This is a genomic window from Citrobacter sp. RHBSTW-00859 (assembly GCF_013729795.1).
Lineage (GTDB): Bacteria > Pseudomonadota > Gammaproteobacteria > Enterobacterales > Enterobacteriaceae > Citrobacter > Citrobacter braakii.
On the sequence record NZ_CP056284.1, the window covers coordinates 2,855,901 to 2,881,989 of the forward strand.

Genomic DNA, 26,089 nt, shown 5'->3' on the forward strand with positions numbered 1-26,089 from the left:
TGATATCAGAAATAACGGACGAATGCGCTCGGATCGGCAAGGGTAATCGTCGTGGATGCTTTCAACTGTGGTGTGCCCAGATAGAGAAAACCGACGATTTTATCCTGTGGGCGACAGTCAAACGCTTCGCGGACGACCTCACTTTCGGTTAATGCGCCACTGCGCCAGATACCGCCAAAGCCCTGGGCAATGGCAGCCATCTGCATGGCCATCACCGCACAACCGGCAGACATTTCCTGTTCCCATAGCGGAACCTTGTCGTTTGCTTCACATTTCGCCACCACGGTAATAATCAGCGGCGCGCGAAACGGCGCGCTGCGCGCTTTTTCCTGGGCCTTCTCATCGCTGCCAGATGCAATAGCGCCTTTTTCAAGCACGGCGGCAAAGCGTTCACGCCCTTCGCCCTCAATGACAAAGAATTGCCACGGTTGCAGCGTTTTGTGGTCCGGCGCGCGCATTCCCGCACGCAGAATATTTTGCAGTTGTTCTCCTGCCGGGGCCGGTTCGACGAGACGAGAGGCGCTACGACGGGTCATAAGTAATTCGAGTGCATCCATTTGCTTAACTCCAACAATGAAATTTGTTCACAAAATTAACACGTGAGCGGATTTTGTTACAGCACAGGCGGTGATTCCTGCTGACAAGTGCCTGTCGGGTCATTACGATAGCCTCATCTTATCGCCTTTCTCCGGGATTTCGGGGTGGCGTGTTGTTAATTGGTAGGGAGAATACATGCGAACCCTGTGGCGATTTATTGCCGGATTTTTTAAATGGACATGGCGATTACTCAATTTCGTCCGTGAATTTGTGCTTAACCTGTTCTTCATCTTTTTGGTGCTGGTTGGCGTGGGCATCTGGATGCAGGTCAGCAGCAGCAACACCAGCGAACACGCTGAGCGAGGCGCGCTGCTGCTGGATATCTCCGGGGTGATTGTCGATAAGCCTTCGAGCACCAGTCGTTTAAGCGTTATTGGTCGTCAGCTGTTTGGCGCCAGTTCCGATCGTCTGCAGGAAAACTCCCTGTTCGATATCGTGAATACGATTCGCCAGGCAAAAGATGATCGCAACATCACCGGCATCGTGATGGATCTGAAAAATTTTGCCGGGGCAGACCAGCCTTCCATGCAGTATATCGGCAAAGCACTGCGGGAATTCCGCGACAGCGGTAAACCGGTCTTTGCCGTGGGCGATAACTTCAGCCAGGGGCAGTATTACCTCGCCAGTTTTGCTAACAAAATTTACCTCTCTCCGCAGGGTTCCGTTGATCTGCACGGCTTTGCCACCAACGGTCTGTACTACAAGTCCCTGCTCGATAAGCTGAAAGTCTCCACGCACGTGTTCCGCGTCGGGACCTATAAGTCTGCCGTAGAGCCGTTTATCCGCGATGATATGTCTCCTGCCGCGCGTGAAGCCGACAGTCGCTGGATCGGCGAGCTGTGGCAGAACTATCTCGACACGGTCGCCGCCAACCGCCAGATCCCAGCTCAGCAGGTGTTCCCTGGCGCACAGGCGATGCTGGACGGTTTGACGAAGGTCGATGGAGATACGGCGAAATATGCGCTCGACAACAAACTGGTGGATGCACTCGCCTCCAGCGCCGAAGTCGAAAAAATGCTGACCAAACAGTTTGGCTGGAGCAAAGCGGATAAAAACTATCGCGCCGTCAGCTATTACGATTATTCGCTGAAAACACCGGCGGATACCGGAGACAGCATTGGCGTTATCTTCGCGAACGGCGCGATTATGGACGGTGAAGAAACCCCAGGAAATGTGGGGGGCGACACCACTGCCGCACAAATCCGCGAAGCGCGTCTCGATCCGAAAGTGAAAGCTATTGTACTGCGCGTGAACAGTCCTGGCGGCAGCGTCAGCGCCTCGGAAGTCATTCGTGCTGAGCTGGCTGCGGCAAAAGCGGCGGGTAAACCGGTTGTCGTGTCTATGGGCGGCATGGCGGCCTCCGGTGGCTACTGGATCTCCACCCCAGCCAGTTACATTGTGGCAAACCCCAGCACGTTAACCGGTTCAATCGGGATCTTTGGTGTGATCAACACCGTAGAAAACAGCCTGGATTCCATTGGTGTACATACCGATGGCGTGGCCACTTCCCCGCTGGCGGATATCTCCATCACCAAAGCGTTACCGCCTGAAGTGCAGCAAATGATGCAATTGAGCATTGAAAATGGCTATAAGCGCTTTATCACGCTGGTCGCGGATGCACGTAAGACAACCCCTGAGCAGATTGACAAAATCGCGCAGGGTCACGTCTGGACCGGTCAGGATGCGAAAGCCAACGGACTGGTAGACAGCCTCGGTGATTTTGACGACGCCATCGCGAAAGCGGCTGAGCTTGCCAAGCTGAAACAGTGGCACATTGCGTATTATCAGGATGAACCGACATTCGTCGATATGGTAATGGACAGCATGTCAGGCTCCGTTCGCGCCATGCTGCCCGAAGCTATTCAGGCCATGCTCCCGGCGCCGCTTGCTTCTGCGGCAAGTGCAGTTAAAGCGGAAAGCGATAAGCTGGCCGCGTTTAACGATCCGCAAAACCGATATGCGTTTTGCCTGACCTGCGCCAACGTTCGCTAACAATTGCCCCCTCTTCGGGATGAAGAGGGGTTTTCATTGAGACAGAAGAAAAGTCATGCAAAAGAAATCGATTTACGTTGCCTATACCGGCGGTACCATTGGTATGCAGCGCTCAGAACAGGGTTATATTCCTGTTTCTGGTCATCTCCAGCGTCAACTGGCATTGATGCCTGAATTCCACCGCCCGGAGATGCCAGACTTCACCATCCACGAATACGTCCCGTTGATGGATTCCTCCGACATGACGCCGGAAGACTGGCAGCATATTGCGGAAGACATTAAAGCACACTACGACGATTACGATGGTTTTGTCATTCTGCACGGCACCGACACCATGGCGTTTACGGCTTCGGCGCTCTCTTTTATGTTGGAGAACCTGGGTAAACCGGTCATTGTGACAGGGTCACAAATTCCGCTGGCAGAGCTACGTTCAGACGGGCAAATCAATCTGCTCAACGCGCTGTACGTTGCGGCAAATTATCCGATCAATGAAGTAACCCTGTTTTTCAACAATCGACTGTTTCGCGGCAACCGTACCACTAAAGCGCACGCCGATGGCTTTGACGCCTTTGCCTCACCCAACCTTGCGCCGCTACTGGAAGCCGGGATCCACATCCGTCGACTGGGAACTCCGCCAGCACCGCACGGCGCAGGTGAACTGATTGTTCATCCTATTACTCCACAACCGATTGGCGTGGTCACCATTTATCCAGGTATCTCCGCTGATGTGGTGCGTAACTTCCTGCGCCAGCCGGTAAAAGCGTTAATTTTGCGCTCCTACGGCGTGGGCAATGCACCGCAAAATAAAGAGTTTCTGCAAGAACTTGAAGATGCGAGCTCACGTGGCATTGTGGTGGTGAACCTGACCCAGTGTATGTCCGGCAAGGTAAACATGGGTGGCTACGCGACGGGTAATGCCCTCGCCCACGCTGGCGTAATTGGCGGCGCGGATATGACCGTCGAAGCCACGCTCACCAAATTGCACTATTTACTCAGTCAGGGACTGGATGTGCAGAGCATTCGTGAAGCTATGACGCAAAATCTGCGCGGCGAGCTCACCCCGGACGAATAAAGGAGTCTATGCCCATGGCCCGAGCCTTACTGTTGGTCGATTTACAAAATGACTTTTGTGCCGGCGGCGCTCTCGCTGTTCCGCAAGGCGACAGCACAATCGAGATTGCCAACCGTCTGATTGACTGGTGCGCCCTACGCGGCGACACGGTTGTTGCCAGTCTTGACTGGCATCCGGCTAATCACGGTAGTTTTGCCAGCCAGCATCAGGTCGCCCCCTACAGTCAGGGACAACTGGATGGTCTGGCGCAAACGTTCTGGCCCGATCATTGCGTGCAAAACAGCGAAGGGGCGGCCCTGCATCCGCTGCTGAACCAGCGTGCAATAGCGAAAACCTTCACCAAAGGCGAGAACCCGCTGGTCGACAGTTACAGTGCATTTTTTGATAACGGTCGTCGTCAGGCAACCGCGCTGAACGCCTGGCTGCTCGAACACCGTATTGCTGAGCTTATTATCATGGGTCTGGCTAGCGACTATTGCGTTAAATTCACCGTTCTGGATGCGCTCGATCTTGGTTATACCGTCAGCGTTATTACCGACGGCTGCCGTGGCGTCAATATTCAACCCCAGGACAGTGCAGAGGCGTTTATGGAAATGGCCGCAGCGGGCGCAACGCTGTATACGCTTGATGACTGGCTGGAAACCCATCGCTAATACTTTAAAACGCCTTATCCGGCCTATTGAATTTGCGCATGTATGCAAATCTGTAGGCCAGAAAAAGGACTTGCGTCAACACTCAGTAATGTTTGCCCCAACCGATACAACCTACCAGAAATGGTTTGCCGCTTCGCCGACATGACGTGAACCTCTTCGCATTTTTCCTGTTATGAAACTGTTAACCTGCAGGTGCTGTTTTTTTCGCCACGCCATTTCCGTGGCGTGTTTGCTTGTTTAAATGTCAAAGAGGAACACCGATGAAACTATTGCCTTTGTTGGCAGCATTACCCCTGCTTTGCGCCAGCGTTGTTTCCGCCAGTTCACTGATGTCAGTTGGCTACTTCAATGGTGGCGGCGACGTCACTGCCGGTCCTGGTGGTGACATCAATAAACTGGATGTTCGTCAGATAACCCATCTCAACTATTCGTTTGGGCTTGTCTACAACAACGAAAAAGACGAGACCAATGACGCCTTAAAAGACGCCGGCAAGCTGCATCAGATTTGGCTTTCACCGAAAGTGCAGGATGATTTACTGAAAATTCCACAGCTGCGTAAACAGAATCCGAACCTGAAAGTATTGCTTTCCGTCGGTGGTTGGGGGGCACGTGGATTCTCTGGTGCGGCAGCAACGAAAGAATCTCGGGCGGTGTTTATTCAGTCTGCTCAGGAGATAATTGCGAAATATGGCCTTGATGGCATCGACCTCGACTGGGAATATCCGGTCAACGGCGCCTGGGGACTGGTCGAAAGTCAACCGGCCGACCGAGCTAACTTTACCGCACTGTTAAAAGAGCTCCGCGCCGCATTGGGGCATAAAAAACTACTGACTATCGCCGTGGGCGCAAATGCGGAAAGCCCGAAAAGCTGGGTGGATGTGAAAGCCATTGCGCCATCGCTCGACTACATAAACCTGATGACCTATGACATGGCTTACGGTACGCAGTATTTCAACTCGAACCTGTACGATTCGACACAATGGCCGACAGTCGCCGCGGCGGATAAGTACAGCGCTGATTTTGTGGTCAACAACTATCTTGCTGCCGGTCTAAAAGCGAGTCAGATGAACCTGGGCATTGGTTTTTATGGTCGCGTACCGAAACGCGCTGTTGAGCCAGGCATTGACTGGAGCAAACCTGACGCACAGAAAAATCCTGTTACCCAGCCCTATTTCGAGCCCGCGCAAATTGAATTGTTCAAATCACTGGGCGTCGATCTGAGCAAAGATACCTATGTGAAGTACAACGACATTGTGGCGAAATTGATCAACGATCCGCAAAAGCGCTTTAGCCAGCATTGGGATGATGAAGCAAAAGTACCGTGGCTGTCAGTGCAGTCTGTGGATGGAAAAGCGCTCTTTGCCCTCTCCTATGAAAACCCGCGCTCGGTAGCGATCAAGGCTGACTACATCAAGAGCAAGGGGCTGGGAGGCGCCATGTTCTGGGAATACGGTGCGGATGACCAAAACCAGTTGGCTAAGCAGTTAGCCGATTCGTTAGGCATCAAACACTGATCCCAACGCCTGACACAATAGGTTATGATTATCGCATTCTGCTGCGCCAGCTTTTGGCGCAGCTTTTCATTTTCTACTGGAGGCATGAGCTTTATGGCTTTTATCCCTAAAAATTACGCCCGTCTGGAAGTCGGTTACCGGGAAAAGGCGCTTAAACTCTTCCCCTGGGTCTGCGGACGTTGTTCCCGTGAGTTCGTATATTCAAATTTGCGCGAATTGACGGTACACCATATCGATCACGATCACTCCAATAACCCGGAAGATGGTAGCAACTGGGAAATGTTGTGCCTGTACTGCCACGATCACGAACATTCCAAATATACGGAAGCGGACCAGTATGGTTCAACGGTGGTTGCAGGCGAAGATGCACAGAAAGCGGTGGGCGAAGCGAAATATAATCCGTTCGCCGATCTGAAGGCGATGATGAACAAGAAATAACTTCAACTGCGGGCCCGACATAGATGTTTGCCGGGCCTGAGTAATCAGGATTTAAACGTCGCAATGGGTTCGGGCGTAATACCAAACTCCACTTTCAACTGCTGCTTACTCTTCATCACCATCTCACCATTGGTATCAATCGTCATATGCTGCGCGTCAATATTGTTTCGTGCCTGCCATAACATCACCAGCTGTAAGCAGTTCTCTTTTTGTTCTGTCGTTAGCGCCACGCCATCCGGCCATTTTCCGAGTTCAACGGCAGTTGATAAGCGCTGATAAACTTCCGGCGTCATGCTGTTGATCATCTCATCAAGATTCATGTTAAATCCACTCTCCGTAGAATAATTTGCTGAATCGTTTCTTCAGCCTTTGGTCTGCTCACCGTTTTCACCATCGGTGAAGTTCAAAGAGGCTGAGTTAACGCAGTAACGTTCACCTGTAGGTTGCGGACCATCCGGGAAGACGTGCCCCAGGTGCGCATCACAGTTACCACAGCGGATTTCAATGCGCTGCATGCCGTGTGAAGTATCTTTAATGTAACGGATAGCCTCTGCGCTGACAGGCTCGTAAAAGCTGGGCCAGCCGCAGCCAGAGTCATATTTTGTCTCGGAACGAAATAGCGGTTTGTCACAGACCAAACAGTGGTAGATTCCGTCACGCTTGTTGTGCAGCAAACGCCCGGTAAATGGCGGTTCTGTCCCGTGATTCTGCGTCACGTAGAACTGCATTTCGGTTAAATTTTTTTTTAGTTCTTCTGGAGAAGGTTGATTAGCCATTTGCTCACATCTCGCTTTATCTAAACTCACATCGCGAGACAGATTCTAACAAAACATTAACACCAGAGTGCGAACTTTTGTTCTAAACTTGATCCGTGCGAAATGGCAGCCTGCAATTCGTGATCACAATCACGTTTTTATCTTGATTGCCCTTTAAAATTCGGGCCGCCGACCCCATGTGGTTTCAAGCCCAAAGGAAGAGTGAGGCGAGTCAGTTGCGCAAAGCTTAAGCAGCAGATTGATTTGTCGCAATGATTGACACGATTCCGCTTGACGCTGCGTAAGGTTTTTGTAATTTTACAGGCAACCTTTTATTCACTAACAAATAGCTGGTGGAATATATGACTATCAAAGTAGGTATCAACGGTTTTGGCCGTATCGGTCGCATTGTTTTCCGTGCTGCTCAAGAACGCTCTGACATCGAGATCGTTGCAATCAACGACCTGTTAGACGCTGACTACATGGCTTACATGCTGAAATATGACTCCACTCACGGCCGTTTCAACGGTACCGTTGAAGTGAAAGACGGTCATCTGATCGTGAACGGTAAAAAAATCCGTGTTACCGCTGAACGTGATCCGGCTAACCTGAAATGGGACGAAGTTGGTGTTGACGTAGTAGCTGAAGCTACTGGCCTGTTCCTGACAGATGAAACCGCTCGTAAGCACATCACTGCTGGCGCGAAAAAAGTGGTTCTGACTGGTCCGTCCAAAGATAACACTCCGATGTTTGTTAAAGGCGCTAACTTTGACAAATACGAAGGTCAGGACATCGTTTCTAACGCTTCCTGCACCACTAACTGCCTGGCTCCGCTGGCTAAAGTTATCAACGACAACTTCGGCATCATCGAAGGTCTGATGACTACTGTTCACGCGACCACCGCTACTCAGAAAACCGTTGATGGCCCGTCTCACAAAGACTGGCGCGGCGGCCGCGGCGCATCCCAGAACATCATCCCGTCCTCTACCGGTGCTGCTAAAGCTGTAGGTAAAGTACTGCCAGAACTGAACGGCAAACTGACTGGTATGGCGTTCCGCGTTCCTACCCCGAACGTATCTGTTGTTGACCTGACCGTTCGTCTGGAAAAAGCTGCTTCTTACGAAGAAATTAAGAAAGCAATCAAAGCTGCTTCCGAAGGCCCGATGAAAGGCGTTCTGGGTTACACCGAAGACGACGTAGTATCTACCGATTTCAACGGTGAAGTTTGCACTTCCGTGTTCGATGCTAAAGCTGGTATCGCACTGAACGACAACTTCGTGAAACTGGTATCTTGGTACGACAACGAAACCGGCTACTCCAACAAAGTTCTGGACCTGATTGCTCACATCTCCAAATAAGTTGAGATGAAACAGTAATCTGTAAGAGCGACTCAGGTCGCTCTTTTTTTTGCCTGAAGATACCCGTCATACTTCAAGTTACCGGTGTGTTGGCAATGCTCTCTCACCCGAATCACTTACTTCTGTAAGCTCATCGGGATCGTTCACTTGCCGCCGTCCTGCAACTCGAATTATTTAGGGTAAAAAAAAGGATTGCATAATGATTAATAAAATTTTTGCACTTCCGGTAATCGAACAAATTACCCCGGTCCTCTCCCGCCGCCAGCTTGATGAACTTGAGATTCTTGTGGTCGATCATCCACAGGTTAAAGCATCTTTCGCACTGCAGGGCGCACATCTTCTTTCCTGGAAACCCAACGGCGAAGAGGAAGTCCTGTGGCTAAGTAACAATACCCCGTTTAAAACCGGCGTAGCGCTGCGTGGCGGCGTACCAATTTGCTGGCCGTGGTTTGGCCCGGCTGCTCAGCAGGGTCTGCCTTCTCATGGTTTTGCCCGCAACCTGCCATGGACGCTGAAAGCGCACAACGAAGACGACAATGGCGTGGTGCTGACGTTTGAATTGCAAAGCAACGCTGAAACGCGTCAGCTATGGCCGCACGAGTTCTGCCTGCTGGCCCGTTTCAAAGTAGGTGCCACCTGTGAAATGGAACTGGAAGCCCACGGTGAATTTGAAACCACCTCTGCGCTGCATACCTATTTCAACGTCGGTGACATTGCGGCAGTAAAAGTCAGTGGACTTGGCGATCGCCTGATCGACAAAGTGAATGATGCTAAAGAAGATGTGCTGGCTGATGGTATCCAGACCTTCCCGGACCGCACCGATCGTGTCTATCTGAATCCGCAAGCGTGCAGCGTTATCCATGATGATGCGCTCAACCGCAATATCGACGTCGTCCATCACCACCATCTGAATGTCGTGGGCTGGAACCCGGGTCCGGCGCTGTCCGTTAGCATGGGCGACATGCCGGATGACGGCTATAAAACGTTTGTTTGCGTAGAGACGGCTTACGCAACCGCGCCGCAGAAAACCCGCGAAGAAAAACCATCACGCCTGGCACAAACTATCCGCGTTGCTAAACGCTAAGATTGTGTCTGCAGCCTGACGGAGCTTGCGCCTTATCCGGCCTACCAAACATTGCGTAGGCCGGATAAGAAGCGTGAGCATCGCCATTCGGCAAATCAGGCCATATCCAGCGCCGTTTTACCCTTTGGCGCTGGATATGCCTTATCTAACTGCTTCAGCTCATCAACAGAGAGCGTTATCTCCAGCGCGGCGGCATTTTGTTCGACATGCGCTACGCTTGCCGCTTTTGGAATCGCCATCACGCCCGGCAGACGGATCACCCATGCCAGCAAAATCTGCGCAGCACTAACATTGTGCGCGTGCGCGATGTCGTTCACCACAGAGTGAGAAAGCAAGTCACCGCGCAATCGCCCCGCCTGAGCCAGCGGACTGTAAGCCATGACCGGCATCTGCTGCTGCTGGCACCACGGCAGTAAATCATATTCAATACCGCGCGATGCTAAATGATAAAGCACCTGGTTAGTGGCACATTCCCGCCCACCTGTGACTTGCCATAACGCCTGCATGTCATCGTAATCGAGATTAGAGACGCCCCAGCGGCGGATTTTCCCCTGCGCAATGAGTGCTTCCATGGCATCAACGGTCTCAGCAAATGAAAAACTGCCCGTCCAGTGCAGCAAATAGAGATCCAGATAATCGGTTTTTAGTCGACGCAGGCTCGCTTCACAGGCGGCAATGGCTTTCTGACCACCGGCATTCCAGGGGTATACTTTCGAGACTAAAAAAGCGCTATCACGACGCCCGATTAATGCTTCACCCACTACCTCTTCCGCTGCACCATCTGCATACATTTCGGCGGTATCGATCAACCGCAGACCGAGATCCAGACCAGCCCGCAGCGCTAAAACCTCTTCCCGGCGTCGGCCAGGATCCTCGCCCATGTACCATGTTCCCTGCCCAATAGCAGGCAGCGATACCTGCTTTGTAAACATCACCTGTTTCGCTGTCATCGCGCCCTCCTGTGTTAATGCACCACAGTAAAGCAAAACAACTGGCATGTGTCCTGTTAGGGTGCACAAATTGCACCTTCTAAGATTGGAAGTTGACCGCTATGGCAACGGCAATAAAAAACCCGGGAACAAACAATGCTCCCGGGCCGAATGACAGAAAATCTTAACTGCACTGCGGTTATTTTAAGCGACCTAAATATTTCCCCTCTTTCATCGCGTTAATTTTCCCGTTTTTATAGACAATGACGGAAATCAAGCCCGCGCTATAAGACTGAGCGTCTGCATTGTTCTCATCATTTGCCGCAGCTTTGCCATTAATATAAGCAATACCATCAGCGCCACGTTTAAAGTCTACGCCCAGTTTATTCACATGCACGGGTGTGATTTTACTGGCGTGCACCGGAGCATTAGCATCGCTGACCATCGTTTTATGTTCATGCTGTAACTGCTGACGGTAAGCCTCGCTGATGGCATAGGCTGGTGCAGCCGCAGATGTTGCGACCAGTACAGCGATAATTATTAATTTCTTCATAAGTTACACCTTAATAATTATTGTGTTTGTGGTGATGACTGGAATTAGTATCATTTGAGTTATATACGTTTTGCGCATTCTCCATAGCTTGTTTTTCAGCTACGGCATTGATTGTCGCCTGACGGTTTTGCTCAGCGATATAGCAGGCATCGCGGCTCACGCCCTTGCTTTCGCAAGCACTCATGCGTGAAGCCTCGGTGGAACATCCCGTCAGAATCCCACCCATCACTGCTATCATGATTAACTTTTTCATTATCTCTACCAGGTTTATTCGCAAGAAAACCACATGACATTTAATATCTGAGCCATGCAGCGTTACTGTCTTTACTTATTAAGTTGGAGTAATATCTGCAATCGCTTATTTAATGTCAATTTTAATTTTTTCAGATAAATACCTAAAAGATGTAAAATAAAAATTAACTTAATGATTTTATTTTTTCAAATGAAAGTTAACTTTCATCGTTTCACAAAAATAATAAAATAGTCATCTTGCTATTTTTAGTGGCGAGAGTTTCACGATAAAATTATACCGTGATTATAAAATAGAATATTATCAATATATTGCGAAACCAGAAATCACTCTCCCAGAACAATAATTCGTGAAACTGTACAGATACTCTTCCATTCACAAACGAATAGATTTCAGTCTCATCAAACAACAGGTTTAATTTTGGTAATTGCGGCAGGAAAAATACGTTAACTATTTGTTGCGGCCGATGTAATGCCAAAACAGCACAAAAAATCAAATCACATGTTTTGGATCAATATTCATCTCTGATATGCACAAAAAAGCCCGCATCTCTGCGGGCGAGTGTTTGACACACAGTGGTATCAGAACTTGTAGGTAACACCCGTTGAAATCAGACCCGTCCAGGATTTGTCCACCATCGGGCTGTCTGTCACTTCATCAGACAGGCGGGTATAACGCGCAGTACCGTATACGCTCCAGTTGCCCAGGAAGTTATAGTTTGCGCTGAGCTCCAGATACGGGTTCCAGGAGCTTTCAGGATCGTAGCTACGCAAGCCGCTCCGGGCAGATTCATGGCGTGAAACACCATAATAGTATTCATTCTGGTTTTCACTGTTCCACTCGACACCAATCCCCGGAGTCAACGTCAGACCGCCATTGGTATAGCGGTATAACCACGCCAGATCCCATACAATACCATTGCTGTTATCCAGCGTATCGCCTGCAAGGCTGGTACGCAGGAAACCGTATTGCGTGTTGTGAATGTAAGAAAGGCCAGCCATCATGGTGCTCTTACGTTTATCCAGACTACGCAGACGGTTGTCGTCGCTGTCACCCGGTTTGAAGTACATTGGCGACCAATAGGCCATCACCGACAGCTTATCGGTATCGTCATTCCACAGGTAGTAACCACCGCCCAGACCACGGAACCAGAAGTTATCGCTTTCATAAGTCACAACCGGGACCGGGTAAACGTCACTATCGTAATCTTTGTAAGGGTGCTCAACCACACCAACGCCTGCGCCCAGCGTCAGGTTGCTCTCTGCCTGTGCGACGTTAGCGGAAGTGGCAATAAGCACGCTAAGTGCCAGAAGTTTGAGTTTGGTCACAGTCAATAATTCCTTATTTAAATGTGTAGCGGTCAAAGTTTAACCGTCAATACGCTTCAGCCCAACTATTTTACGGATTCGCCCCAGAATGTAACCCCCTAATTTCTCAGCGAGTGATGACATTTTGCTTGCAGGACAGTGAACACCGCATGAATCCTGCCCCATATATTTACAAAAGATATGTTTTTTTTGCTGATGAGTTATTGATATGCCATTGAAATTCATTTGCGCGCACAGGCAAGTTTTGCAAATGCCATCTACGCTTAATTTTAGAAGGTGTATCACCGAATACGTTGATCTCCTGACCACCACAATGGCATGAGAGTTGCTTATTTCTTCAGCAGCGACGTCGTTCAGTTTACCTCTTCAGGGGCCTCTACTATTCATATGAACGGCTCTTAACATGTGCTAAAAAAACGAAAGGACGGCATACCATGAATATATTCGATCACTATCGCCAGCGTTATGAAGCTGCCAAGGACGAAGAGTTCACGCTGCAGGAGTTTCTTACCACTTGTCGGCAAGATCGCAGCGCTTATGCCAATGCGGCAGAGCGGCTATTAATGGCTATTGGTGAGCCTGTCATGGTCGACACTGCCCACGAACCTCGTCTTTCTCGACTCTTTTCGAATCGGGTGATTGCACGATACCCTGCTTTTGAAGAGTTTTATGGCATGGAAGAGGCCATTGAGCAGATTGTTTCTTATTTGAAGCATGCGGCTCAGGGTCTGGAAGAGAAGAAGCAGATTCTGTATCTGCTGGGGCCTGTGGGAGGGGGGAAATCATCTCTTGCTGAGCGGCTGAAGTCGCTGATGCAGCGAGTACCGATTTATGTCCTGAGCGCCAACGGCGAGCGTAGCCCGGTAAACGATCATCCGTTATGCCTGTTTAACCCGCAGGAAGACGCCCAGATCCTGGAAAAAGAGTATGGGATCCCACGTCGTTATCTCGGTACGATCATGTCGCCCTGGGCTGCAAAACGTCTGCATGATTTTGGCGGGGACATTACAAAATTCCGCGTTGTCAAAGTCTGGCCGTCTATTCTGGAGCAGATCGCTATTGCCAAAACGGAGCCTGGTGATGAAAACAACCAGGATATCTCTGCGCTGGTCGGGAAAGTGGATATTCGTAAACTCGAACACCACGCCCAGAACGATCCTGATGCCTACGGTTATTCGGGCGCACTGTGCCGCTCAAACCAGGGGATTATGGAGTTCGTTGAGATGTTTAAAGCACCAATTAAAGTGCTGCATCCTCTGCTGACCGCAACCCAGGAAGGAAACTACAACGGGACAGAAGGTATCTCTGCCCTGCCGTTTAACGGAATTATTCTCGCCCACTCGAACGAGTCCGAATGGGTGACGTTCCGTAATAATAAAAACAATGAGGCGTTCCTTGACCGTGTTTACATCGTCAAAGTGCCTTATTGCCTGCGGATCTCCGAAGAGATCAAAATTTACGAAAAACTGCTTAACCACAGTGAGCTGACCCATGCGCCTTGCGCACCGGGCACGCTGGAAACGCTCTCTCGCTTTACCATTCTTTCTCGCCTGAAAGAGCCTGAGAACTCGAGCATTTACTCGAAGATGCGTGTTTACGATGGGGAAAGCCTGAAAGATACCGATCCAAAAGCGAAGTCCTATCAAGAGTATCGGGATTACGCCGGGGTCGATGAGGGAATGAACGGTCTTTCCACGCGTTTCGCGTTTAAGATCCTCTCACGCGTCTTTAACTTTGACCACGCCGAAGTGGCAGCTAACCCGGTGCATCTGTTCTACGTACTGGAGCAGCAAATCGAGCGCGAACAGTTCCCGCAGGAGCTGGCAGAACGTTACCTTGAGTTCCTGAAAGGCTATCTGATCCCGAAATATGCTGAGTTCATTGGCAAAGAGATCCAGACGGCTTATCTCGAATCCTATTCCGAATATGGACAAAACATTTTCGACCGTTATGTCACTTATGCGGATTTCTGGATTCAGGATCAGGAGTATCGCGACCCGGATACCGGTCAGCTGTTTGACCGCGAGTCGTTGAACTCAGAACTGGAGAAAATTGAGAAACCGGCGGGTATCAGTAACCCCAAAGATTTCCGTAACGAGATCGTCAACTTTGTTCTGCGTGCCAGAGCGAATAACAGCGGTCGCAATCCAAACTGGACCAGTTACGAAAAACTGCGCACGGTCATTGAGAAGAAAATGTTCTCCAATACCGAGGAGCTGCTGCCGGTCATTTCGTTCAACGCCAAAACCTCAACTGACGAGCAGAAAAAACACGACGATTTTGTCGACCGGATGATGGAAAAAGGCTACACGCGTAAGCAGGTACGTTTACTGTGCGAATGGTATTTGCGCGTACGTAAATCGTCTTAAAAAAAGTGCCCGGAGGCGCGTACGCTTGCCGGGCCTACAATACACATCCGTAGGCCGGATATGCTCAGCGCATCCGGCGTTACTGATGTAGCATAAAGTTGGCAAATGCAGTACGGGGGGCTTATGACCTGGTTTATTGACCGGCGTCTTAACGGCAAAAACAAGAGCACGGTAAACCGCCAGCGCTTCTTACGCCGTTATAAATCGCAAATTAAACAGTCGATCTCCGAGGCCATTAACAAGCGTTCGGTGACTGATGTGGATAGCGGCGAATCTGTCTCTATTCCGACTGATGATATTAGCGAACCGATGTTCCATCAGGGGCGTGGCGGCTTGCGCCATCGCGTGCATCCGGGTAACGACCATTTTGTGCAGAACGACCGCATTGAACGCCCGCAGGGCGGCGGCGGTGGTTCAGGAAGCGGACAAGGCCAGGCCAGCCAGGATGGCGAGGGTCAGGATGAGTTCGTCTTCCAGATCTCTAAAGATGAATATCTCGATCTGTTGTTCGAAGATTTAGCACTTCCTAACCTGAAGCAGAATCAGCAGCGTCAGTTAACGGAGTACAAAACGCACCGGGCAGGTTTCACCTCTAACGGCGTGCCTGCCAACATCAGCGTGGTGCGCTCCCTGCAAAACTCACTGGCGCGCCGCACAGCGATGACGGCAGGTAAGCGTCGCGAATTGCATGCGCTCGAAGCGGATCTGGAAACCATCGCAAAAAGTGAACCAGCGCAGTTGCTGGAAGAGGAACGGTTACGCAAAGAGATTGCCGAACTACGGGCAAAAATCGAACGCGTGCCGTTTATCGACACCTTTGATTTACGCTACAAGAATTATGAAAAACGGCCCGATCCTTCCAGCCAGGCAGTGATGTTCTGTCTGATGGACGTCTCCGGTTCAATGGATCAGTCGACCAAAGATATGGCCAAGCGTTTTTATATCTTGCTGTATCTGTTCTTGAGTCGGACCTACAAAAACGTGGAAGTGGTTTATATTCGCCACCATACCCAGGCGAAAGAGGTGGATGAGCATGAGTTCTTCTACTCTCAGGAAACCGGGGGAACCATTGTCTCCAGCGCGCTGAAGTTAATGGATGAAGTGGTAAAAGACCGTTACGACCCAGCCCAGTGGAACATCTATGCCGCACAGGCCTCGGACGGTGATAACTGGGCGGATGATTCCCCGTTGTGTCATGAGATTCTGGCGAAAAAACTGCTGCCGATGGTGCGATATTATAGCTATATCGAAATCACCCGCCGCGCGCACCAGACCTTGTGGCGTGAATACGAACATCTGCAATCAACGTTTGAAAACTTTGCGATGCAGCATATCCGCGACCAGGATGATATTTATCCGGTCTTTCGCGAACTGTTTCATAAGCAAAGTACAACCAGCAATAGCTAACCACATACATAAATCAGCCAGAGGTTATCTCCTCTGGTTGATTTTTATGACTTCGCGTTTCGACTACATGTTATCTCATTTAGCATTTTGTCTCAGGCTAGCCACTTCCACTTCGAGCGCGGAAATATCGCCAGAAGACAACAGCGGTTGCATTTTCACGAGCGACTCTTCCGGAAGTTGATACAAATTAAGGGCCAGTATTCGTTCAATATCCCTCACCGGCAGGCGATATTTTATTATTTTTGCCGGATTGCCGCCGACTACCGCATACGGTGGCACATCTTTAGTCACCACCGCACCTGCTGCGACAACAGCGCCTTCCCCGAGCGTAACGCCTGGCATGATCATGGCGCGCATGCCTAACCAGCAACCATCATGCAACACCGTGTCACCCCGAAACTCGTAGGCATCTTTGATCGACGCCATAAAGGGATAAAGACTGATCCAGTCAAGCCGGTGCGTACTATTTCCCCCCATCAGAATAACGCTCTCAGCGCCAATGCAGACGAAATTCCCAATAATCAACTTATCCAAATGCCCAAGCGGTTCCCAGTCCCGGCTGATCTCATCACCGAGTAAATACCGCACCACCGAACGTTCGAATCCATGATCCCAGCAGTCACTGTAATAGCTATGCGTACCCTTAATAACTATATTAGGGTTGGTCACTGTCTGATGAAGGTACTCCATTCTCGACCAGTGTTTTTCTGACACTTCGCCATCCTTTTATCATTGTGTTTTAAAACACCCTACATCCTTTCCACCAGCGGATAGAAGTCTTTATTTTCTTTTTGCATACGCTCATACACTTTGCGTAGAACATTGTTGGCATCACGTCTGAATGCCTCATCATTACCTTTTAATTTACTGGCAATATTCCAGCGCCGGGAAAAAACTTCATATTCGCTGACGATATCCGTCATTTCACGTTGAAATTTTGAGCTAACCTGTCTGAGCGTACTATTTCCATCCTGCTCAATATGTGGATAAAGGAACTGATCTTCAGCAAACAAATGTGTTTTTATAATGGCACTCATGCTAACGATCGCAGTTGCAATTTCCTGGGCATTGGATGATACGCCTGCATGGCTCAACGTACGTAGAAATGATATTTTTTCCAGAATTTCAACATGCTGATCTTTCATTTTATCAATATTCATCCGTTTATCCTTTTTTATTTTCCCTTTACGGAGCAGCAGGCAATGTAGTTTAGCTGGTGACGTTGCGAACGGAAGAAGCGAAACATTTTCAGGAACCGGCGACGATTTTCGCGTGTGCGTAAGCCGTTAAACACAATTTTAACCGCCCCAGTCAGCCCTTCATCACGAATTAATCCTCGCGGCGACATCAGCGACATATCACCATTCTGCTGCAAGACCTGTGCAAACCCACCGTTCAGAAATAAATCGCGCCAGCCTTGTCTGGTCATCGGGCTAACGTTTGATTTCACTACCTCTACAAGCTGGCCCTGCTCGCCCGCACCCAGTTTTTGTGCGGTGAACATAATGTCGTGAGTTAACAGACGCCCGCCGGGCTTCAATACGCGATAATATTCGGCAATTAACTTCGCCTTCGCTTTATCGGCATACATTGTCAGCATGGCTTCGTTGATCACAACGTCGAAACTGTTATCCGCAAATGGAAGGGTGTTAGCGTTAGCTGCCATAACGTGAATGTGATTTTCCAGACCATTTGCCGACACGTTATTTCTGGCGTTTGCCAGTGCGGTTTTATCCATATCAATGGCGTATACCGTACAACCAAAACGTTGAACTAACTCTATCGCCGTCGTGGCCATGTTACACGCCACTTCCAGCACCTGGCTGTCGGGCGTCAGCTGTGACTGGCTGAACAACCACTCTGTTGCTTCAACGCCCCCCGGACGCAGACGGGTTTTGCCCAGGCTGGCTAAGAACGTATGGCCCGCTTTATCAGTCGCGCTCATCTGCTTGTCTCCTTTCTTATAAGTTGCATTATAAATACAACAATAAGAGTTAAAGGTGAAGCACGCGAATGATTTTTATTACAAAATGCCCTTCCCAGTAGCGTTAGAGCGGATGTATGCCGTGTGATAGACTGAAGTATCAGACTTACAGGGCTGTACATCATTATGCAATTGCATCATAAAGCGCTCAGGCTCTTTATCTCCGTCAGCGTAGTTGTTTTGACGTTTTCTTTTTTGGTTTATGAGCTCATTGCCAGCGATAAAGCAATGAATGCGTACATGCGCTATATCAATGAGAAAGCCGACTCATCGTTTCTCTATGATAAGTATACTAATCAAAGTATTGCAGCCCATCTTATGCGCACATTTTCATCCCCCCAGGTACCCGCTTCTATCGAGCAACAAAAAGCACTTTGCAACGCTTTCGACAGCGTTAACGGCACTCATGGGCTCAACCTCACCCAGCATAACTACCTACCATTACACGGTACGTTGCAAACCCCCACCACAAAATGTAGCGAGAAACTTGAAGACATATTTCTACTGCCCTCTTTTGACCGGGCGGTAAACGTTAATCGTGAGCAGAAAGATTACGGTCATGGTTTAGGTATGCAGGAGTATAAATTTCGATATTACGTCGATCTCAAAAATAACTACGTCTATTTCTTTGATCTGGTCGATTCGCGGAAATTTGCGATACACAACTGGTCGTTTTTGCAAAAAGGAAACCTGGGTATCAACCAGAATGATATTGACGGTATTTTCACTGGCCGCACGGTAATCTCCCGTATTTATGAAGATAACCTGACCGAGAAAAAAGTGATGAGCTTTTTAACACCGGTCTACTATGCCGGTAAGTTAAAAGGCGTGGTGATGGTGGATATTAACAAAGAGAATTTAAAGAATATTTTCTATACCAGCGACCGCCCTCTCGTCTGGCGCTATCTTAACGTGACGCTTTCGGACATCAACTCAGGTAAAGAGATACTCGTTCACCAAAGTGAGAACAACCTGTTTAGCTATGTTCACTACCAGGAGGACATGCCCGGCGGTATACGCATCACCTTATCGCTTGATTTTATGTACTTTATTGTCTCCTCCTGGAAAGTATTCGCCTTTTATCTGCTGGCGACAATACTGTTGCTGAATATGGTCAGAACGCATTTTCGGCTGTATCACAACGTCACGCGTGAAAATATCAGTGACGCAATGACCGGGCTCTACAACCGCAAAATTTTAACGCCGACGCTCGAACAGCGTTTACAGCAGTTGGTAAACGCGGGCACCCTTGTGACCTTTATCGCCATTGATTGCGATAAACTAAAAGTCATTAATGATACGCTGGGGCATAAGGAAGGCGATCGCATTATCACCATTCTGGCTAGAGCCATTCAAACCTCGATTCGCAAAAACGACTATGCCATCCGCCTCGGTGGGGATGAGTTTTGCATTATCCTCATTGATTACCCCGCTGAATTAACGCCTCGTCTGCTGGAGAGGATTCGCTATAACTTACAAATTATTGCGCAAGATAGAGTAATCAGCTTCTCCGCAGGGATTTATAATATGCAGCCAAACGACACCATTGATGATGCCTACAAAGCATCCGATGCACAGCTCTACCTGAACAAACAGAAAAAACGCGCGGATGCGTAATCATTTTTCTGACAGGATTTTCATTGTTGTACCAGGAGTAAGTCATGACGGAAGTGAACAAAGGTAACGCAACGCATCAGCGTTTAATTTCGCTGTTGTCAGAACAAGGCGCGACGTATCGCGTGGTAAGCCATGAAGCGGTCGGCAAATGTGAAGCGGTTTCTGAAATTCGCGGTACCGCACTGGGCCAGGGAGCAAAAGCGCTGGTTTGTAAGGTCAAAGGCAACGGCGTTAATCAGCATGTCCTGGCGATTCTTTCTGCCGACCAGCAGGCCGACCTGAGCCTGTTAGCCAGTCATATCGGCGGGTTAAGAGCATCACTTGCCAGCCCGGCGGAAGTCGATGCACTGACAGGTTGCGTATTTGGCGCTATCCCACCGTTTAGCTTCCATCCAAAACTTAAGCTGGTCGCCGATCCGCTATTGTTTGAGCGTTTTAATGAAATTGCGTTCAATGCCGGAGTGCTGGAAAAATCCGTGATCATGGATACCGCAGATTACCTGCGTATCGCGAAACCGGAATTACTCCCGTTCCGCCGCGTACCATAGCCGTCCGAGTCAGGTGTAAAAACGTAGCATCGTGCATTAGCCCAAAAAAAATCATAATCATTAAAAAAAGCCTGTTCCGTCACGCGTTTACGCGTACAGTAAGCAGGCTTATTTTTTTCTTTTGGCAAGGAAACTACGATGTTTGATGTCACTCTGCTGATCCTGCTCGGACTGGCAGCTCTGGGCTTTGTCAGCCACAACACCACTGTCGCTGTTTCAATTCTGGTGCTGATCATTGTTCGTGTTACCCCTCTGAATACGTTCTTTCCATGGATAGAAAAACAGGGCCTGACCGTCGGGATTATAATTCTAACCATTGGCGTCATGGCGCCGATCGCCAGCGGAACGCTCCCCCCCTCCACGCTCATCCACTCCTTTGTGAACTGGAAATCACTGGTCGCTATTGCCATCGGGGTATTCGTCTCCTGGCTTGGCGGGCGCGGTGTCACGCTCATGGGTAGCCAGCCTCAGCTTGTGGCCGGTTTACTGGTGGGTACGGTACTGGGCGTGGCGCTATTTCGCGGTGTGCCGGTGGGACCGCTCATTGCGGCAGGTCTGGTGTCATTGATTGTTGGGAAGCAGTAGCCAGTCCAGCCAGATAACGGCCTGGCGTCTGTCCCAGGCCTTTTTTGAACATGGTGATAAATGCCGTGGTCGAATCGTAACCGAGCATTTGCGCAACCTGTTGCACGTTATGACCATCTATCAGCGCCTGCAACGCCAGAATCAATTGAAGCTGGTGACGCCAGCGGCGAAAACTCAACCCCGTTTCTTTAACGACCAGACGGGCAAGGTTCCGCTCACTCATCGCAAATACGCTGGCCCACTGTCCCAGCGTCTGCCACTGCGCGGGCTCCCGCGCCATCGTCGCGACCATTCTGCGGATTTTCGGGTGATCGGAAACCGGCAACTGCATTTGCTCCTGCGGCTGCTGCGGGAGTTCATCAAATAGCACTTGTGTCAGCCGCTGGGTAGACGACTCCAGCCGTTGATCATCCGTTTTGGACGCCAGCGCCAGAATGAGCTCCCGACATAACGGGGCGATTTTCAGGGTGCAGCAGCGTTCAGGCATCACGACTGCCTGCGGCTCAATAAACAAAAAGCACAATTGCGCCCCAACGGTAACGTGGTTGCTGTGTGGAATTTCACCGGGGATCCATACCGCATATTGTGGAGGCACCATCCACATGGCATTTTCAACCTCACAGGTGATCGCGCCATGCAAGGCCAGAATCAACTGCCCCTTACGGTGCTGATGCAGCGGACTGAAGAGTTCATCTTCCCGGGCCTGTATACAAAACGCCACCGCCGCATCGTGGTAAAGGTCGGGCTCATACCCATCCAGCCTCAGTCCTAACATAAAAATGTCCGTTTTTAGCGATAAACTGTCATTTTAGCTTGATTCATCCATTGAGTAAAAACGCTAAAGTATCGCCTCGCCTGACGATATGAGAAAAAAATGACAAATATGCCTTCCTCCCGCGGCAAAAACGCAGCCTGGCTGATCGCGGGGATCCTGATGATTGCCACCACGCTGCGCGTCACCTTTACCGGTGCCGCCCCGTTGCTGGATGCAATTCGCACCGACTACGGCCTGAGTACCGCCCAGACGGGACTTCTGACCACCCTGCCGCTGCTGGCCTTCGCACTGGTATCGCCTCTGGCCGCCACCGTTGCACGCCGTTGGGGTATCGAACGCAGCCTGTTTGCCGCAATGCTACTGATTTGCGTAGGTATTGCGATACGTTCGCTGCCCACGCCAGGTTTCCTGTTTAGCGGTACCGCTATCATTGGTTGCGGAATCGCGCTGGGAAATGTGCTGTTACCTGGGCTGATTAAGCGTGATTTTGCTCAGCATGTGGCAAAACTCACTGGCGCATACTCGCTGACTATGGGCGCAGCGGCGGCACTGGGTTCAGCTATTGTGGTTCCGCTGGCGCTGAACGGGTTTGGCTGGCGCGGTGCGCTGATGGTACTGATGGTCTTTCCGCTGCTGGCGCTGATTATCTGGTTACCCCAATGTCGCCAGACGGCCAATGCCAGTTTGAGCAACTCGCGCGCTTTGCATTCCCGCGCGATCTGGCGCTCGAGCCTCGCCTGGCAGGTGACGCTGTTTCTCGGGATCAATTCACTTATCTACTACGTGATCATTGGCTGGCTACCCGCCATTTTAATCAGCCACGGCTACAGCGAAGCGCAGGCCGGTTCGTTGCATGGTTTACTGCAACTGGCAACCGCCGCGCCGGGGTTATTGATCCCTCTCGTCCTGAACAGATTTAAGGATCAGCGCGCCATCGCCGCACTGGTTTCGTTAATGTGCGCCATCGGCGCAGCGGGATTCGCGGTAATGCCCGGGCAGGCTTTGCTGTGGACCATACTGTTTGGCTTTGGCTCAGGCGCTACGATGATCCTTGGTTTGACCTTTATTGGCCTGCGCGCAAGCTCAGCGCATCAGGCCGCGGCCCTGTCCGGCATGGCACAGTCCGTCGGGTATTTACTGGCTGCCTGTGGGCCACCGCTGATGGGTAAGATTCACGACCTCAATGGTAGCTGGCTGATTCCATTAGCTGGGGTCGCCGTGTTAGCAATACTGATGGCAGTGTTTGGTCTGTGCGCAGGGCGTAATCGGGAGATCGCAAGCGCATAATGCAGCGGGCAGGTTTGGGTACAACCTGCCCGTTTTTTTATCCTCGCGCAGCGCGCAGCATTGCCTGAACTAACGGCACGGGTTTTCCCGCCAGCGCTCCACGTTCATGCTGAAAGAGTGTGCCGACAAAAAAAGGATGCGTCACCAGCTCAATGGCACGGATATCACCCGCCTCATCCCAGCCAGTCACACGAAGATCACCGCTCTCAAGCTCGGCGGCAAAATCTTCTGATACGCCATAGTTGCAGTGATACCCCTCGGAGATAACACCCCGTCCGTAGGCTTTGGCAATCAGCGTATTGGCCCTCAGTTCAATATCATCCGTTTTTTCTACCAGCGAGCAGGTCAACGGTGCGATGACCATCCGCCCCGTGGTATCCGTTTCCGCATGGGCAGCATCACTCCAGCCCAGCACGTTGCGGGCATACTCCAGAATCGCATGTTGAAAACCGCCACAGGTCCCGAGGAATGGGATGCTGTTTTCACGCGCGTAGCGTATCGCGATCAGTGCGCCTTCCAGGTGCCTATATGGACTGCCAGGAACGACCCAAATAGCATCATAGCCAATCAGATCTTCACTGCTGCTAATATCAGAGGTGGTTAGCCAGTCATAATCAGCCACTAATTCCAGGACGGCAGCGGCATCATCGATAGCAAGAGGGATGGCCTGATGCGCCACAATATCAGGGCTGTAATCACCCACCAGCGCAATGCGAAGCGTATCTTTAAACGGGGAAATTTCCATTAAGCTTTCCTTATGTCCAGACAATGAGGGACAATATAAGGAGCCTCAGCCTACCGATTTTTTGTTGGTATCACAATCCCTTAAATTGGGAGTCAGGACGGGCAGAATGTTACAATTGTCACGTTTTACGATCTTATTTAACCGTAATAAAGGTGTCGAAATTAATCAAAGCAGTGGATTAATGGAGCGGATGAGAAGATGAAAATTCAATGTAAACGCGTGTATGACCCAGCAGAAAAAAATGATGGTTATCGCGTACTGGTCGACAGGTTGTGGCCTCGCGGGGTAAAAAAGACCGACCTTATTTTTAACGAATGGAATAAAACGCTTACGCCGTCATCTGATTTACGCAAGGCGTTCCACGCAGAATTGATTGATTTCACACACTTTTCCGAGCAATATCGCGCTGAACTGGCCCTACAGCAGCAGGAAGGAAAGCGTCTCGCAGAGATTGCCCGACAGCAAACCTTAACGCTACTGTATGCGGCGAAAAACACCCAGCAAAACCACGCGCTGGTGCTGGCTGAATGGATACGTCAATGCTAACCGGATTTCATTTGCCCGTTGTCGGATGATCTCTGCGCCAGAGCGCCCATTCATCAATCACTTCCCCGCCCGGTAATTTGCAGTCCGACCTTACGCCTTGCGGGGTCTGCACCGCAATCAGCGAGCCGCCCTTTTGTTCGCAATATACCGATGCCGGATTCGCCAGACCAATCTTCGGCGGTTTGGGGGCTTCGGGCTGAGTGGTACATCCAGCTAGCACCAACAAGCCGGGCAAAATAATAGACGCCAGTTTCATATCGACTCCTGTTAAAAACCTTATCCCGGCAGGTTACCCCGACTTTCCATCTATCTCCATGTTTTACTGTCAGCTTTCAATTTAATGTTTAAGTTTTGAGCGGGATGGCGTGTTTCATCTTTCATCTTGATGTTCTATCATGCGGGCCACGTCAGCCCAGTCATTACTCAGGAGCATTTACACCTCATGTCGGACATGATCCTTGCCAGAGTCTCACAATCCTTAGCCACGGAGCAGTCAGTTGAGAGCCTGGTTCGGCAACTTCTGGAGATGCTGGAAGTGGTGACTGAGATGGAATCCACCTATTTAACTAAGGTCGATTTAGATGCCCGCCTGCAGCATATTTTGTATGCGCGCAATAGCAAGCAGATGCAGATCCCTGAAGGGCTGTCCGTACCCTGGGATGAGACGCTATGCAAACGCGCCATAGACGAAAACTGTCTGTACAGCGACAACGTCCCCGCTCGCTGGCCGGAGTGTACCGCCGCCCGCGCGCTGGAGATAACCACTTTCCTGAGCACGCCGGTTCATCTTCCCGACGGAACGTTTTACGGTACGCTCTGCGCCACCAGTCGCCACCAGCACGCATTAAGCCAACGTGGCGAACAGGTGTTACATTTGTTTGCGGGCCTGATCGCCCAGTCAATTCAAAAAGAGTCGCTGGTTGCTCAGTTACGCGAAGCGAATGCCGCGCTGATTGCTCACTCCTACACCGATGCCCTGACCGGATTACCGAATCGGCGCGCCATTTTTGAAAATGTTGAGACTCTTTTTTCCCTTGCCCGACATCTCAGGCAGAAGATTATTTTTGCCTATATTGATTTGGATGATTTCAAATTGATCAATGACCGCTTTGGCCACGAGGTTGGCGACCAGTTTCTGATCCAGATTGGTCAGCGTCTGCTTCGCGAATGCGGTGACAATGATATCCTTGGGCGACTGGGTGGTGACGAATTTTTAGTCGTGAGCCTGTCACCGGAAGATGACAGGGATCCGCGGGACCGCCTGCAGCAGGTGAAAAATCAGCTACAACAGCAAATTTGCGGTGACTACCACCTGGGTGACATTCATCTATTTTATCCTGGCGCCAGTCTTGGCATCGTGGAAATTAATCCGTTGGAGACTGATGTAAACTGCGCGCTTCACCTCGCAGACAGCGCAATGTACAAGGATAAAAAGCGTCAGGATAAAACCACTTTTGTCGTACATTAAGCCCTGCTATGCTAACCCGTCTTTAAATAACTCTGGCAGATAATCGTATGCGACTCGGTATTATTTTCCCCGTCATCATTTTCATTTCCGCTGTCGTTTTCTTATCCTGGTTTTTTATTGGCGGCTACGCTGCGCCGGGAGCATAACGATGAAAAAAACAACGCTTATTATGATTGGCGTGGCTATCATCGTCGTTCTGGGAACAGAATTCGGCTGGTGGTGACCTAAGAAAAAG

Annotated in this window: 29 protein-coding genes and 1 pseudogene; 17 read left to right on the forward strand and 13 right to left on the reverse strand. The window is 50.2% G+C overall.

Annotated features, from left to right (window positions below; genetic code table 11):
• Positions 1-5: 5 nt before the first annotated feature.
• Entirely contained in the window at positions 6-557 is a 552-nt protein-coding gene (locus HV302_RS14285; RefSeq protein ID WP_016152830.1) for an NAD(P)H nitroreductase, read from the reverse strand.
• A gap of 175 nt (positions 558-732) precedes the next feature.
• Between HV302_RS14285 and sppA the strand changes: the two genes are divergently transcribed.
• The 5 genes from sppA (at position 733) to yajD (ending at position 6,266) form a co-directional block, all read left to right on the forward strand.
• Positions 733-2,589 (forward strand): signal peptide peptidase SppA, encoded by a 1,857-nt coding sequence (sppA, locus tag HV302_RS14290; protein ID WP_016156312.1) that lies wholly within the window; start codon positions 733-735, stop codon positions 2,587-2,589.
• Between the two features lie 55 nt (positions 2,590-2,644).
• On the forward strand, positions 2,645-3,661 hold the full coding sequence (gene ansA, locus HV302_RS14295) for an asparaginase (RefSeq protein ID WP_016156311.1): 1,017 nt from the start codon (positions 2,645-2,647) through the stop codon (positions 3,659-3,661).
• A gap of 14 nt (positions 3,662-3,675) precedes the next feature.
• On the forward strand, positions 3,676-4,314 hold the full coding sequence (gene pncA / locus HV302_RS14300) for a bifunctional nicotinamidase/pyrazinamidase (RefSeq protein ID WP_046275890.1): 639 nt from the start codon (positions 3,676-3,678) through the stop codon (positions 4,312-4,314).
• A 260-nt stretch (positions 4,315-4,574) separates the two neighbouring features.
• Positions 4,575-5,828 carry a glycoside hydrolase family 18 protein gene (locus tag HV302_RS14305; protein WP_155574162.1) on the forward strand — a complete coding sequence of 418 codons (1,254 nt, stop codon included), beginning with the start codon at positions 4,575-4,577 and terminating at the stop codon, positions 5,826-5,828.
• 93 nt (positions 5,829-5,921) lie between these two features.
• Entirely contained in the window at positions 5,922-6,266 is a 345-nt protein-coding gene (yajD, locus tag HV302_RS14310) for an HNH nuclease YajD (protein WP_003832478.1), read from the forward strand.
• Positions 6,267-6,310: 44 nt separating this feature from the next.
• Here the strand turns inward: yajD and HV302_RS14315 are convergent, their stop codons facing one another.
• Both HV302_RS14315 and msrB read right to left on the reverse strand, forming a co-directional pair.
• The gene (locus tag HV302_RS14315; protein ID WP_151222743.1) at positions 6,311-6,586 is read right to left on the reverse strand and encodes a YeaC family protein; all 276 of its coding nucleotides are present in this window, start codon (positions 6,584-6,586) and stop codon (positions 6,311-6,313) included.
• A 42-nt stretch (positions 6,587-6,628) separates the two neighbouring features.
• Entirely contained in the window at positions 6,629-7,042 is a 414-nt protein-coding gene (msrB, locus tag HV302_RS14320; RefSeq protein ID WP_016152816.1) for a peptide-methionine (R)-S-oxide reductase MsrB, read from the reverse strand.
• Between the two features lie 341 nt (positions 7,043-7,383).
• Here msrB and gapA point away from each other — a divergent pair, with 341 nt between their 5' ends.
• Entirely contained in the window at positions 7,384-8,379 is a 996-nt protein-coding gene (gene gapA, locus HV302_RS14325; RefSeq protein WP_003030697.1) for a glyceraldehyde-3-phosphate dehydrogenase, read from the forward strand.
• Between the two features lie 199 nt (positions 8,380-8,578).
• The gene (locus HV302_RS14330; RefSeq protein WP_016156308.1) at positions 8,579-9,463 is read left to right on the forward strand and encodes a D-hexose-6-phosphate mutarotase; all 885 of its coding nucleotides are present in this window, start codon (positions 8,579-8,581) and stop codon (positions 9,461-9,463) included.
• Positions 9,464-9,558: 95 nt separating this feature from the next.
• Here the strand turns inward: HV302_RS14330 and HV302_RS14335 are convergent, their stop codons facing one another.
• The 4 genes from HV302_RS14335 to HV302_RS14350 all read right to left on the reverse strand — a co-directional run bounded on the left by HV302_RS14335 (position 9,559) and on the right by HV302_RS14350 (position 12,523).
• Complete coding sequence (locus HV302_RS14335; RefSeq protein ID WP_181626072.1) at positions 9,559-10,413, reverse strand: aldo/keto reductase; 855 nt, start codon at positions 10,411-10,413, stop codon at positions 9,559-9,561.
• A 178-nt stretch (positions 10,414-10,591) separates the two neighbouring features.
• A complete protein-coding gene (locus HV302_RS14340; protein WP_016152813.1) occupies positions 10,592-10,945 on the reverse strand; it encodes a hypothetical protein in 354 nt (117 codons plus the stop codon).
• A gap of 10 nt (positions 10,946-10,955) precedes the next feature.
• Positions 10,956-11,198: a hypothetical protein gene (locus HV302_RS14345; protein WP_019076610.1), complete on the reverse strand. Its 243-nt coding sequence runs from the start codon at positions 11,196-11,198 to the stop codon at positions 10,956-10,958.
• 578 nt (positions 11,199-11,776) lie between these two features.
• The gene (locus tag HV302_RS14350) at positions 11,777-12,523 is read right to left on the reverse strand and encodes a MipA/OmpV family protein (RefSeq protein WP_016152811.1); all 747 of its coding nucleotides are present in this window, start codon (positions 12,521-12,523) and stop codon (positions 11,777-11,779) included.
• A 434-nt stretch (positions 12,524-12,957) separates the two neighbouring features.
• Between HV302_RS14350 and yeaG the strand changes: the two genes are divergently transcribed.
• Together yeaG and HV302_RS14360 are read left to right on the forward strand one after the other, a co-directional pair.
• Complete coding sequence (gene yeaG, locus HV302_RS14355; RefSeq protein WP_016152810.1) at positions 12,958-14,892, forward strand: protein kinase YeaG; 1,935 nt, start codon at positions 12,958-12,960, stop codon at positions 14,890-14,892.
• A 123-nt stretch (positions 14,893-15,015) separates the two neighbouring features.
• Positions 15,016-16,299 (forward strand): YeaH/YhbH family protein, encoded by a 1,284-nt coding sequence (locus HV302_RS14360; RefSeq protein WP_016152809.1) that lies wholly within the window; start codon positions 15,016-15,018, stop codon positions 16,297-16,299.
• A gap of 75 nt (positions 16,300-16,374) precedes the next feature.
• Here HV302_RS14360 and HV302_RS14365 read toward each other — a convergent pair whose 3' ends face one another.
• From HV302_RS14365 to HV302_RS14375, 3 genes are read right to left on the reverse strand one after another with little or no spacing between them, the layout of a single operon-like run.
• A complete protein-coding gene (locus tag HV302_RS14365) occupies positions 16,375-17,013 on the reverse strand; it encodes a CatB-related O-acetyltransferase (RefSeq protein WP_181626078.1) in 639 nt (212 codons plus the stop codon).
• Between the two features lie 35 nt (positions 17,014-17,048).
• Positions 17,049-17,459 (reverse strand): hemerythrin domain-containing protein, encoded by a 411-nt coding sequence (locus HV302_RS14370; RefSeq protein ID WP_049271241.1) that lies wholly within the window; start codon positions 17,457-17,459, stop codon positions 17,049-17,051.
• Positions 17,460-17,473: 14 nt separating this feature from the next.
• Positions 17,474-18,244, reverse strand: a complete 771-nt coding sequence (locus tag HV302_RS14375) for a class I SAM-dependent methyltransferase (RefSeq protein ID WP_181626081.1) — start codon at positions 18,242-18,244, stop codon at positions 17,474-17,476.
• Between the two features lie 165 nt (positions 18,245-18,409).
• On the opposite strand from HV302_RS14375, the gene dgcJ reads away from it, so the two are divergent.
• The 3 genes from dgcJ (at position 18,410) to HV302_RS14390 (ending at position 21,033) form a co-directional block, all read left to right on the forward strand.
• Positions 18,410-19,900, forward strand: coding sequence for a diguanylate cyclase DgcJ (gene dgcJ, locus HV302_RS14380; protein WP_181626089.1), 1,491 nt, complete (start codon positions 18,410-18,412; stop codon positions 19,898-19,900).
• Between the two features lie 44 nt (positions 19,901-19,944).
• Positions 19,945-20,448 carry a YbaK/prolyl-tRNA synthetase associated domain-containing protein gene (locus HV302_RS14385; protein WP_172860417.1) on the forward strand — a complete coding sequence of 168 codons (504 nt, stop codon included), beginning with the start codon at positions 19,945-19,947 and terminating at the stop codon, positions 20,446-20,448.
• 138 nt (positions 20,449-20,586) lie between these two features.
• Positions 20,587-21,033, forward strand: coding sequence for a DUF441 domain-containing protein (locus HV302_RS14390; protein WP_016152803.1), 447 nt, complete (start codon positions 20,587-20,589; stop codon positions 21,031-21,033).
• Here the strand turns inward: HV302_RS14390 and HV302_RS14395 are convergent.
• Positions 21,010-21,808 (reverse strand): annotated as a pseudogene (locus HV302_RS14395) (AraC family transcriptional regulator). The gene HV302_RS14390 and the pseudogene HV302_RS14395 sit on opposite strands and share 24 nt — an antisense overlap.
• Positions 21,809-21,907: 99 nt before the next feature.
• Between HV302_RS14395 and HV302_RS14400 the strand changes: the two are divergent.
• The gene (locus HV302_RS14400; RefSeq protein ID WP_181626095.1) at positions 21,908-23,095 is read left to right on the forward strand and encodes a CynX/NimT family MFS transporter; all 1,188 of its coding nucleotides are present in this window, start codon (positions 21,908-21,910) and stop codon (positions 23,093-23,095) included.
• A 37-nt stretch (positions 23,096-23,132) separates the two neighbouring features.
• Here HV302_RS14400 and HV302_RS14405 read toward each other — a convergent pair whose 3' ends face one another.
• Positions 23,133-23,840, reverse strand: coding sequence for a CTP synthase C-terminal region-related (seleno)protein (locus tag HV302_RS14405; RefSeq protein WP_016156299.1), 708 nt, complete (start codon positions 23,838-23,840; stop codon positions 23,133-23,135).
• 198 nt (positions 23,841-24,038) lie between these two features.
• Here HV302_RS14405 and HV302_RS14410 point away from each other — a divergent pair, with 198 nt between their 5' ends.
• Entirely contained in the window at positions 24,039-24,386 is a 348-nt protein-coding gene (locus HV302_RS14410; RefSeq protein ID WP_131381125.1) for a DUF488 domain-containing protein, read from the forward strand.
• Between the two features lie 7 nt (positions 24,387-24,393).
• On the opposite strand, the gene HV302_RS14415 is transcribed toward HV302_RS14410, so the two are convergent.
• On the reverse strand, positions 24,394-24,642 hold the full coding sequence (locus tag HV302_RS14415; RefSeq protein WP_016152798.1) for a putative hemolysin: 249 nt from the start codon (positions 24,640-24,642) through the stop codon (positions 24,394-24,396).
• A gap of 186 nt (positions 24,643-24,828) precedes the next feature.
• On the opposite strand from HV302_RS14415, the gene HV302_RS14420 reads away from it, so the two are divergent.
• Genes HV302_RS14420 through yoaJ form a run of 3 tightly spaced genes read left to right on the forward strand, consistent with a single transcriptional unit; the run spans position 24,829 to position 26,077 of the window.
• Positions 24,829-25,854 carry a sensor domain-containing diguanylate cyclase gene (locus HV302_RS14420; protein WP_080858684.1) on the forward strand — a complete coding sequence of 342 codons (1,026 nt, stop codon included), beginning with the start codon at positions 24,829-24,831 and terminating at the stop codon, positions 25,852-25,854.
• Positions 25,855-25,901: 47 nt separating this feature from the next.
• Positions 25,902-26,000: a YoaK family small membrane protein gene (locus tag HV302_RS14425; protein WP_032941789.1), complete on the forward strand. Its 99-nt coding sequence runs from the start codon at positions 25,902-25,904 to the stop codon at positions 25,998-26,000.
• 2 nt (positions 26,001-26,002) lie between these two features.
• Positions 26,003-26,077 carry a protein YoaJ gene (gene yoaJ, locus HV302_RS14430; protein WP_101700011.1) on the forward strand — a complete coding sequence of 25 codons (75 nt, stop codon included), beginning with the start codon at positions 26,003-26,005 and terminating at the stop codon, positions 26,075-26,077.
• Positions 26,078-26,089 lie beyond the last annotated feature (12 nt).

Bases quoted from the DNA above. Each gene is read 5' to 3' on its own strand.
- dgcJ (WP_181626089.1), top strand. From the start codon at position 18,410: ATGCAATTGCATCATAAAGCGCTCAGGCTCTTTATCTCCGTCAGCGTA.
- HV302_RS14340 (WP_016152813.1), bottom strand. From the start codon at position 10,945: ATGAAGAAATTAATAATTATCGCTGTACTGGTCGCAACATCTGCGGCT.
- HV302_RS14415 (WP_016152798.1), bottom strand. From the start codon at position 24,642: ATGAAACTGGCGTCTATTATTTTGCCCGGCTTGTTGGTGCTAGCTGGA.
- HV302_RS14375 (WP_181626081.1), bottom strand. From the start codon at position 18,244: ATGAGCGCGACTGATAAAGCGGGCCATACGTTCTTAGCCAGCCTGGGC.
- HV302_RS14370 (WP_049271241.1), bottom strand. From the start codon at position 17,459: ATGAATATTGATAAAATGAAAGATCAGCATGTTGAAATTCTGGAAAAA.
- sppA (WP_016156312.1), top strand. From the start codon at position 733: ATGCGAACCCTGTGGCGATTTATTGCCGGATTTTTTAAATGGACATGG.
- HV302_RS14315 (WP_151222743.1), bottom strand. From the start codon at position 6,586: ATGAATCTTGATGAGATGATCAACAGCATGACGCCGGAAGTTTATCAG.
- gapA (WP_003030697.1), top strand. From the start codon at position 7,384: ATGACTATCAAAGTAGGTATCAACGGTTTTGGCCGTATCGGTCGCATT.
- HV302_RS14285 (WP_016152830.1), bottom strand. From the start codon at position 557: ATGGATGCACTCGAATTACTTATGACCCGTCGTAGCGCCTCTCGTCTC.
- HV302_RS14425 (WP_032941789.1), top strand. From the start codon at position 25,902: ATGCGACTCGGTATTATTTTCCCCGTCATCATTTTCATTTCCGCTGTC.
- HV302_RS14410 (WP_131381125.1), top strand. From the start codon at position 24,039: ATGAAAATTCAATGTAAACGCGTGTATGACCCAGCAGAAAAAAATGAT.
- yeaG (WP_016152810.1), top strand. From the start codon at position 12,958: ATGAATATATTCGATCACTATCGCCAGCGTTATGAAGCTGCCAAGGAC.
- HV302_RS14345 (WP_019076610.1), bottom strand. From the start codon at position 11,198: ATGAAAAAGTTAATCATGATAGCAGTGATGGGTGGGATTCTGACGGGA.
- HV302_RS14390 (WP_016152803.1), top strand. From the start codon at position 20,587: ATGTTTGATGTCACTCTGCTGATCCTGCTCGGACTGGCAGCTCTGGGC.
- HV302_RS14405 (WP_016156299.1), bottom strand. From the start codon at position 23,840: ATGGAAATTTCCCCGTTTAAAGATACGCTTCGCATTGCGCTGGTGGGT.
- msrB (WP_016152816.1), bottom strand. From the start codon at position 7,042: ATGGCTAATCAACCTTCTCCAGAAGAACTAAAAAAAAATTTAACCGAA.
- yajD (WP_003832478.1), top strand. From the start codon at position 5,922: ATGGCTTTTATCCCTAAAAATTACGCCCGTCTGGAAGTCGGTTACCGG.
- HV302_RS14360 (WP_016152809.1), top strand. From the start codon at position 15,016: ATGACCTGGTTTATTGACCGGCGTCTTAACGGCAAAAACAAGAGCACG.
- pncA (WP_046275890.1), top strand. From the start codon at position 3,676: ATGGCCCGAGCCTTACTGTTGGTCGATTTACAAAATGACTTTTGTGCC.
- HV302_RS14335 (WP_181626072.1), bottom strand. From the start codon at position 10,413: ATGACAGCGAAACAGGTGATGTTTACAAAGCAGGTATCGCTGCCTGCT.
- HV302_RS14400 (WP_181626095.1), top strand. From the start codon at position 21,908: ATGACAAATATGCCTTCCTCCCGCGGCAAAAACGCAGCCTGGCTGATC.
- HV302_RS14330 (WP_016156308.1), top strand. From the start codon at position 8,579: ATGATTAATAAAATTTTTGCACTTCCGGTAATCGAACAAATTACCCCG.
- HV302_RS14420 (WP_080858684.1), top strand. From the start codon at position 24,829: ATGTCGGACATGATCCTTGCCAGAGTCTCACAATCCTTAGCCACGGAG.
- HV302_RS14305 (WP_155574162.1), top strand. From the start codon at position 4,575: ATGAAACTATTGCCTTTGTTGGCAGCATTACCCCTGCTTTGCGCCAGC.
- ansA (WP_016156311.1), top strand. From the start codon at position 2,645: ATGCAAAAGAAATCGATTTACGTTGCCTATACCGGCGGTACCATTGGT.
- HV302_RS14385 (WP_172860417.1), top strand. From the start codon at position 19,945: ATGACGGAAGTGAACAAAGGTAACGCAACGCATCAGCGTTTAATTTCG.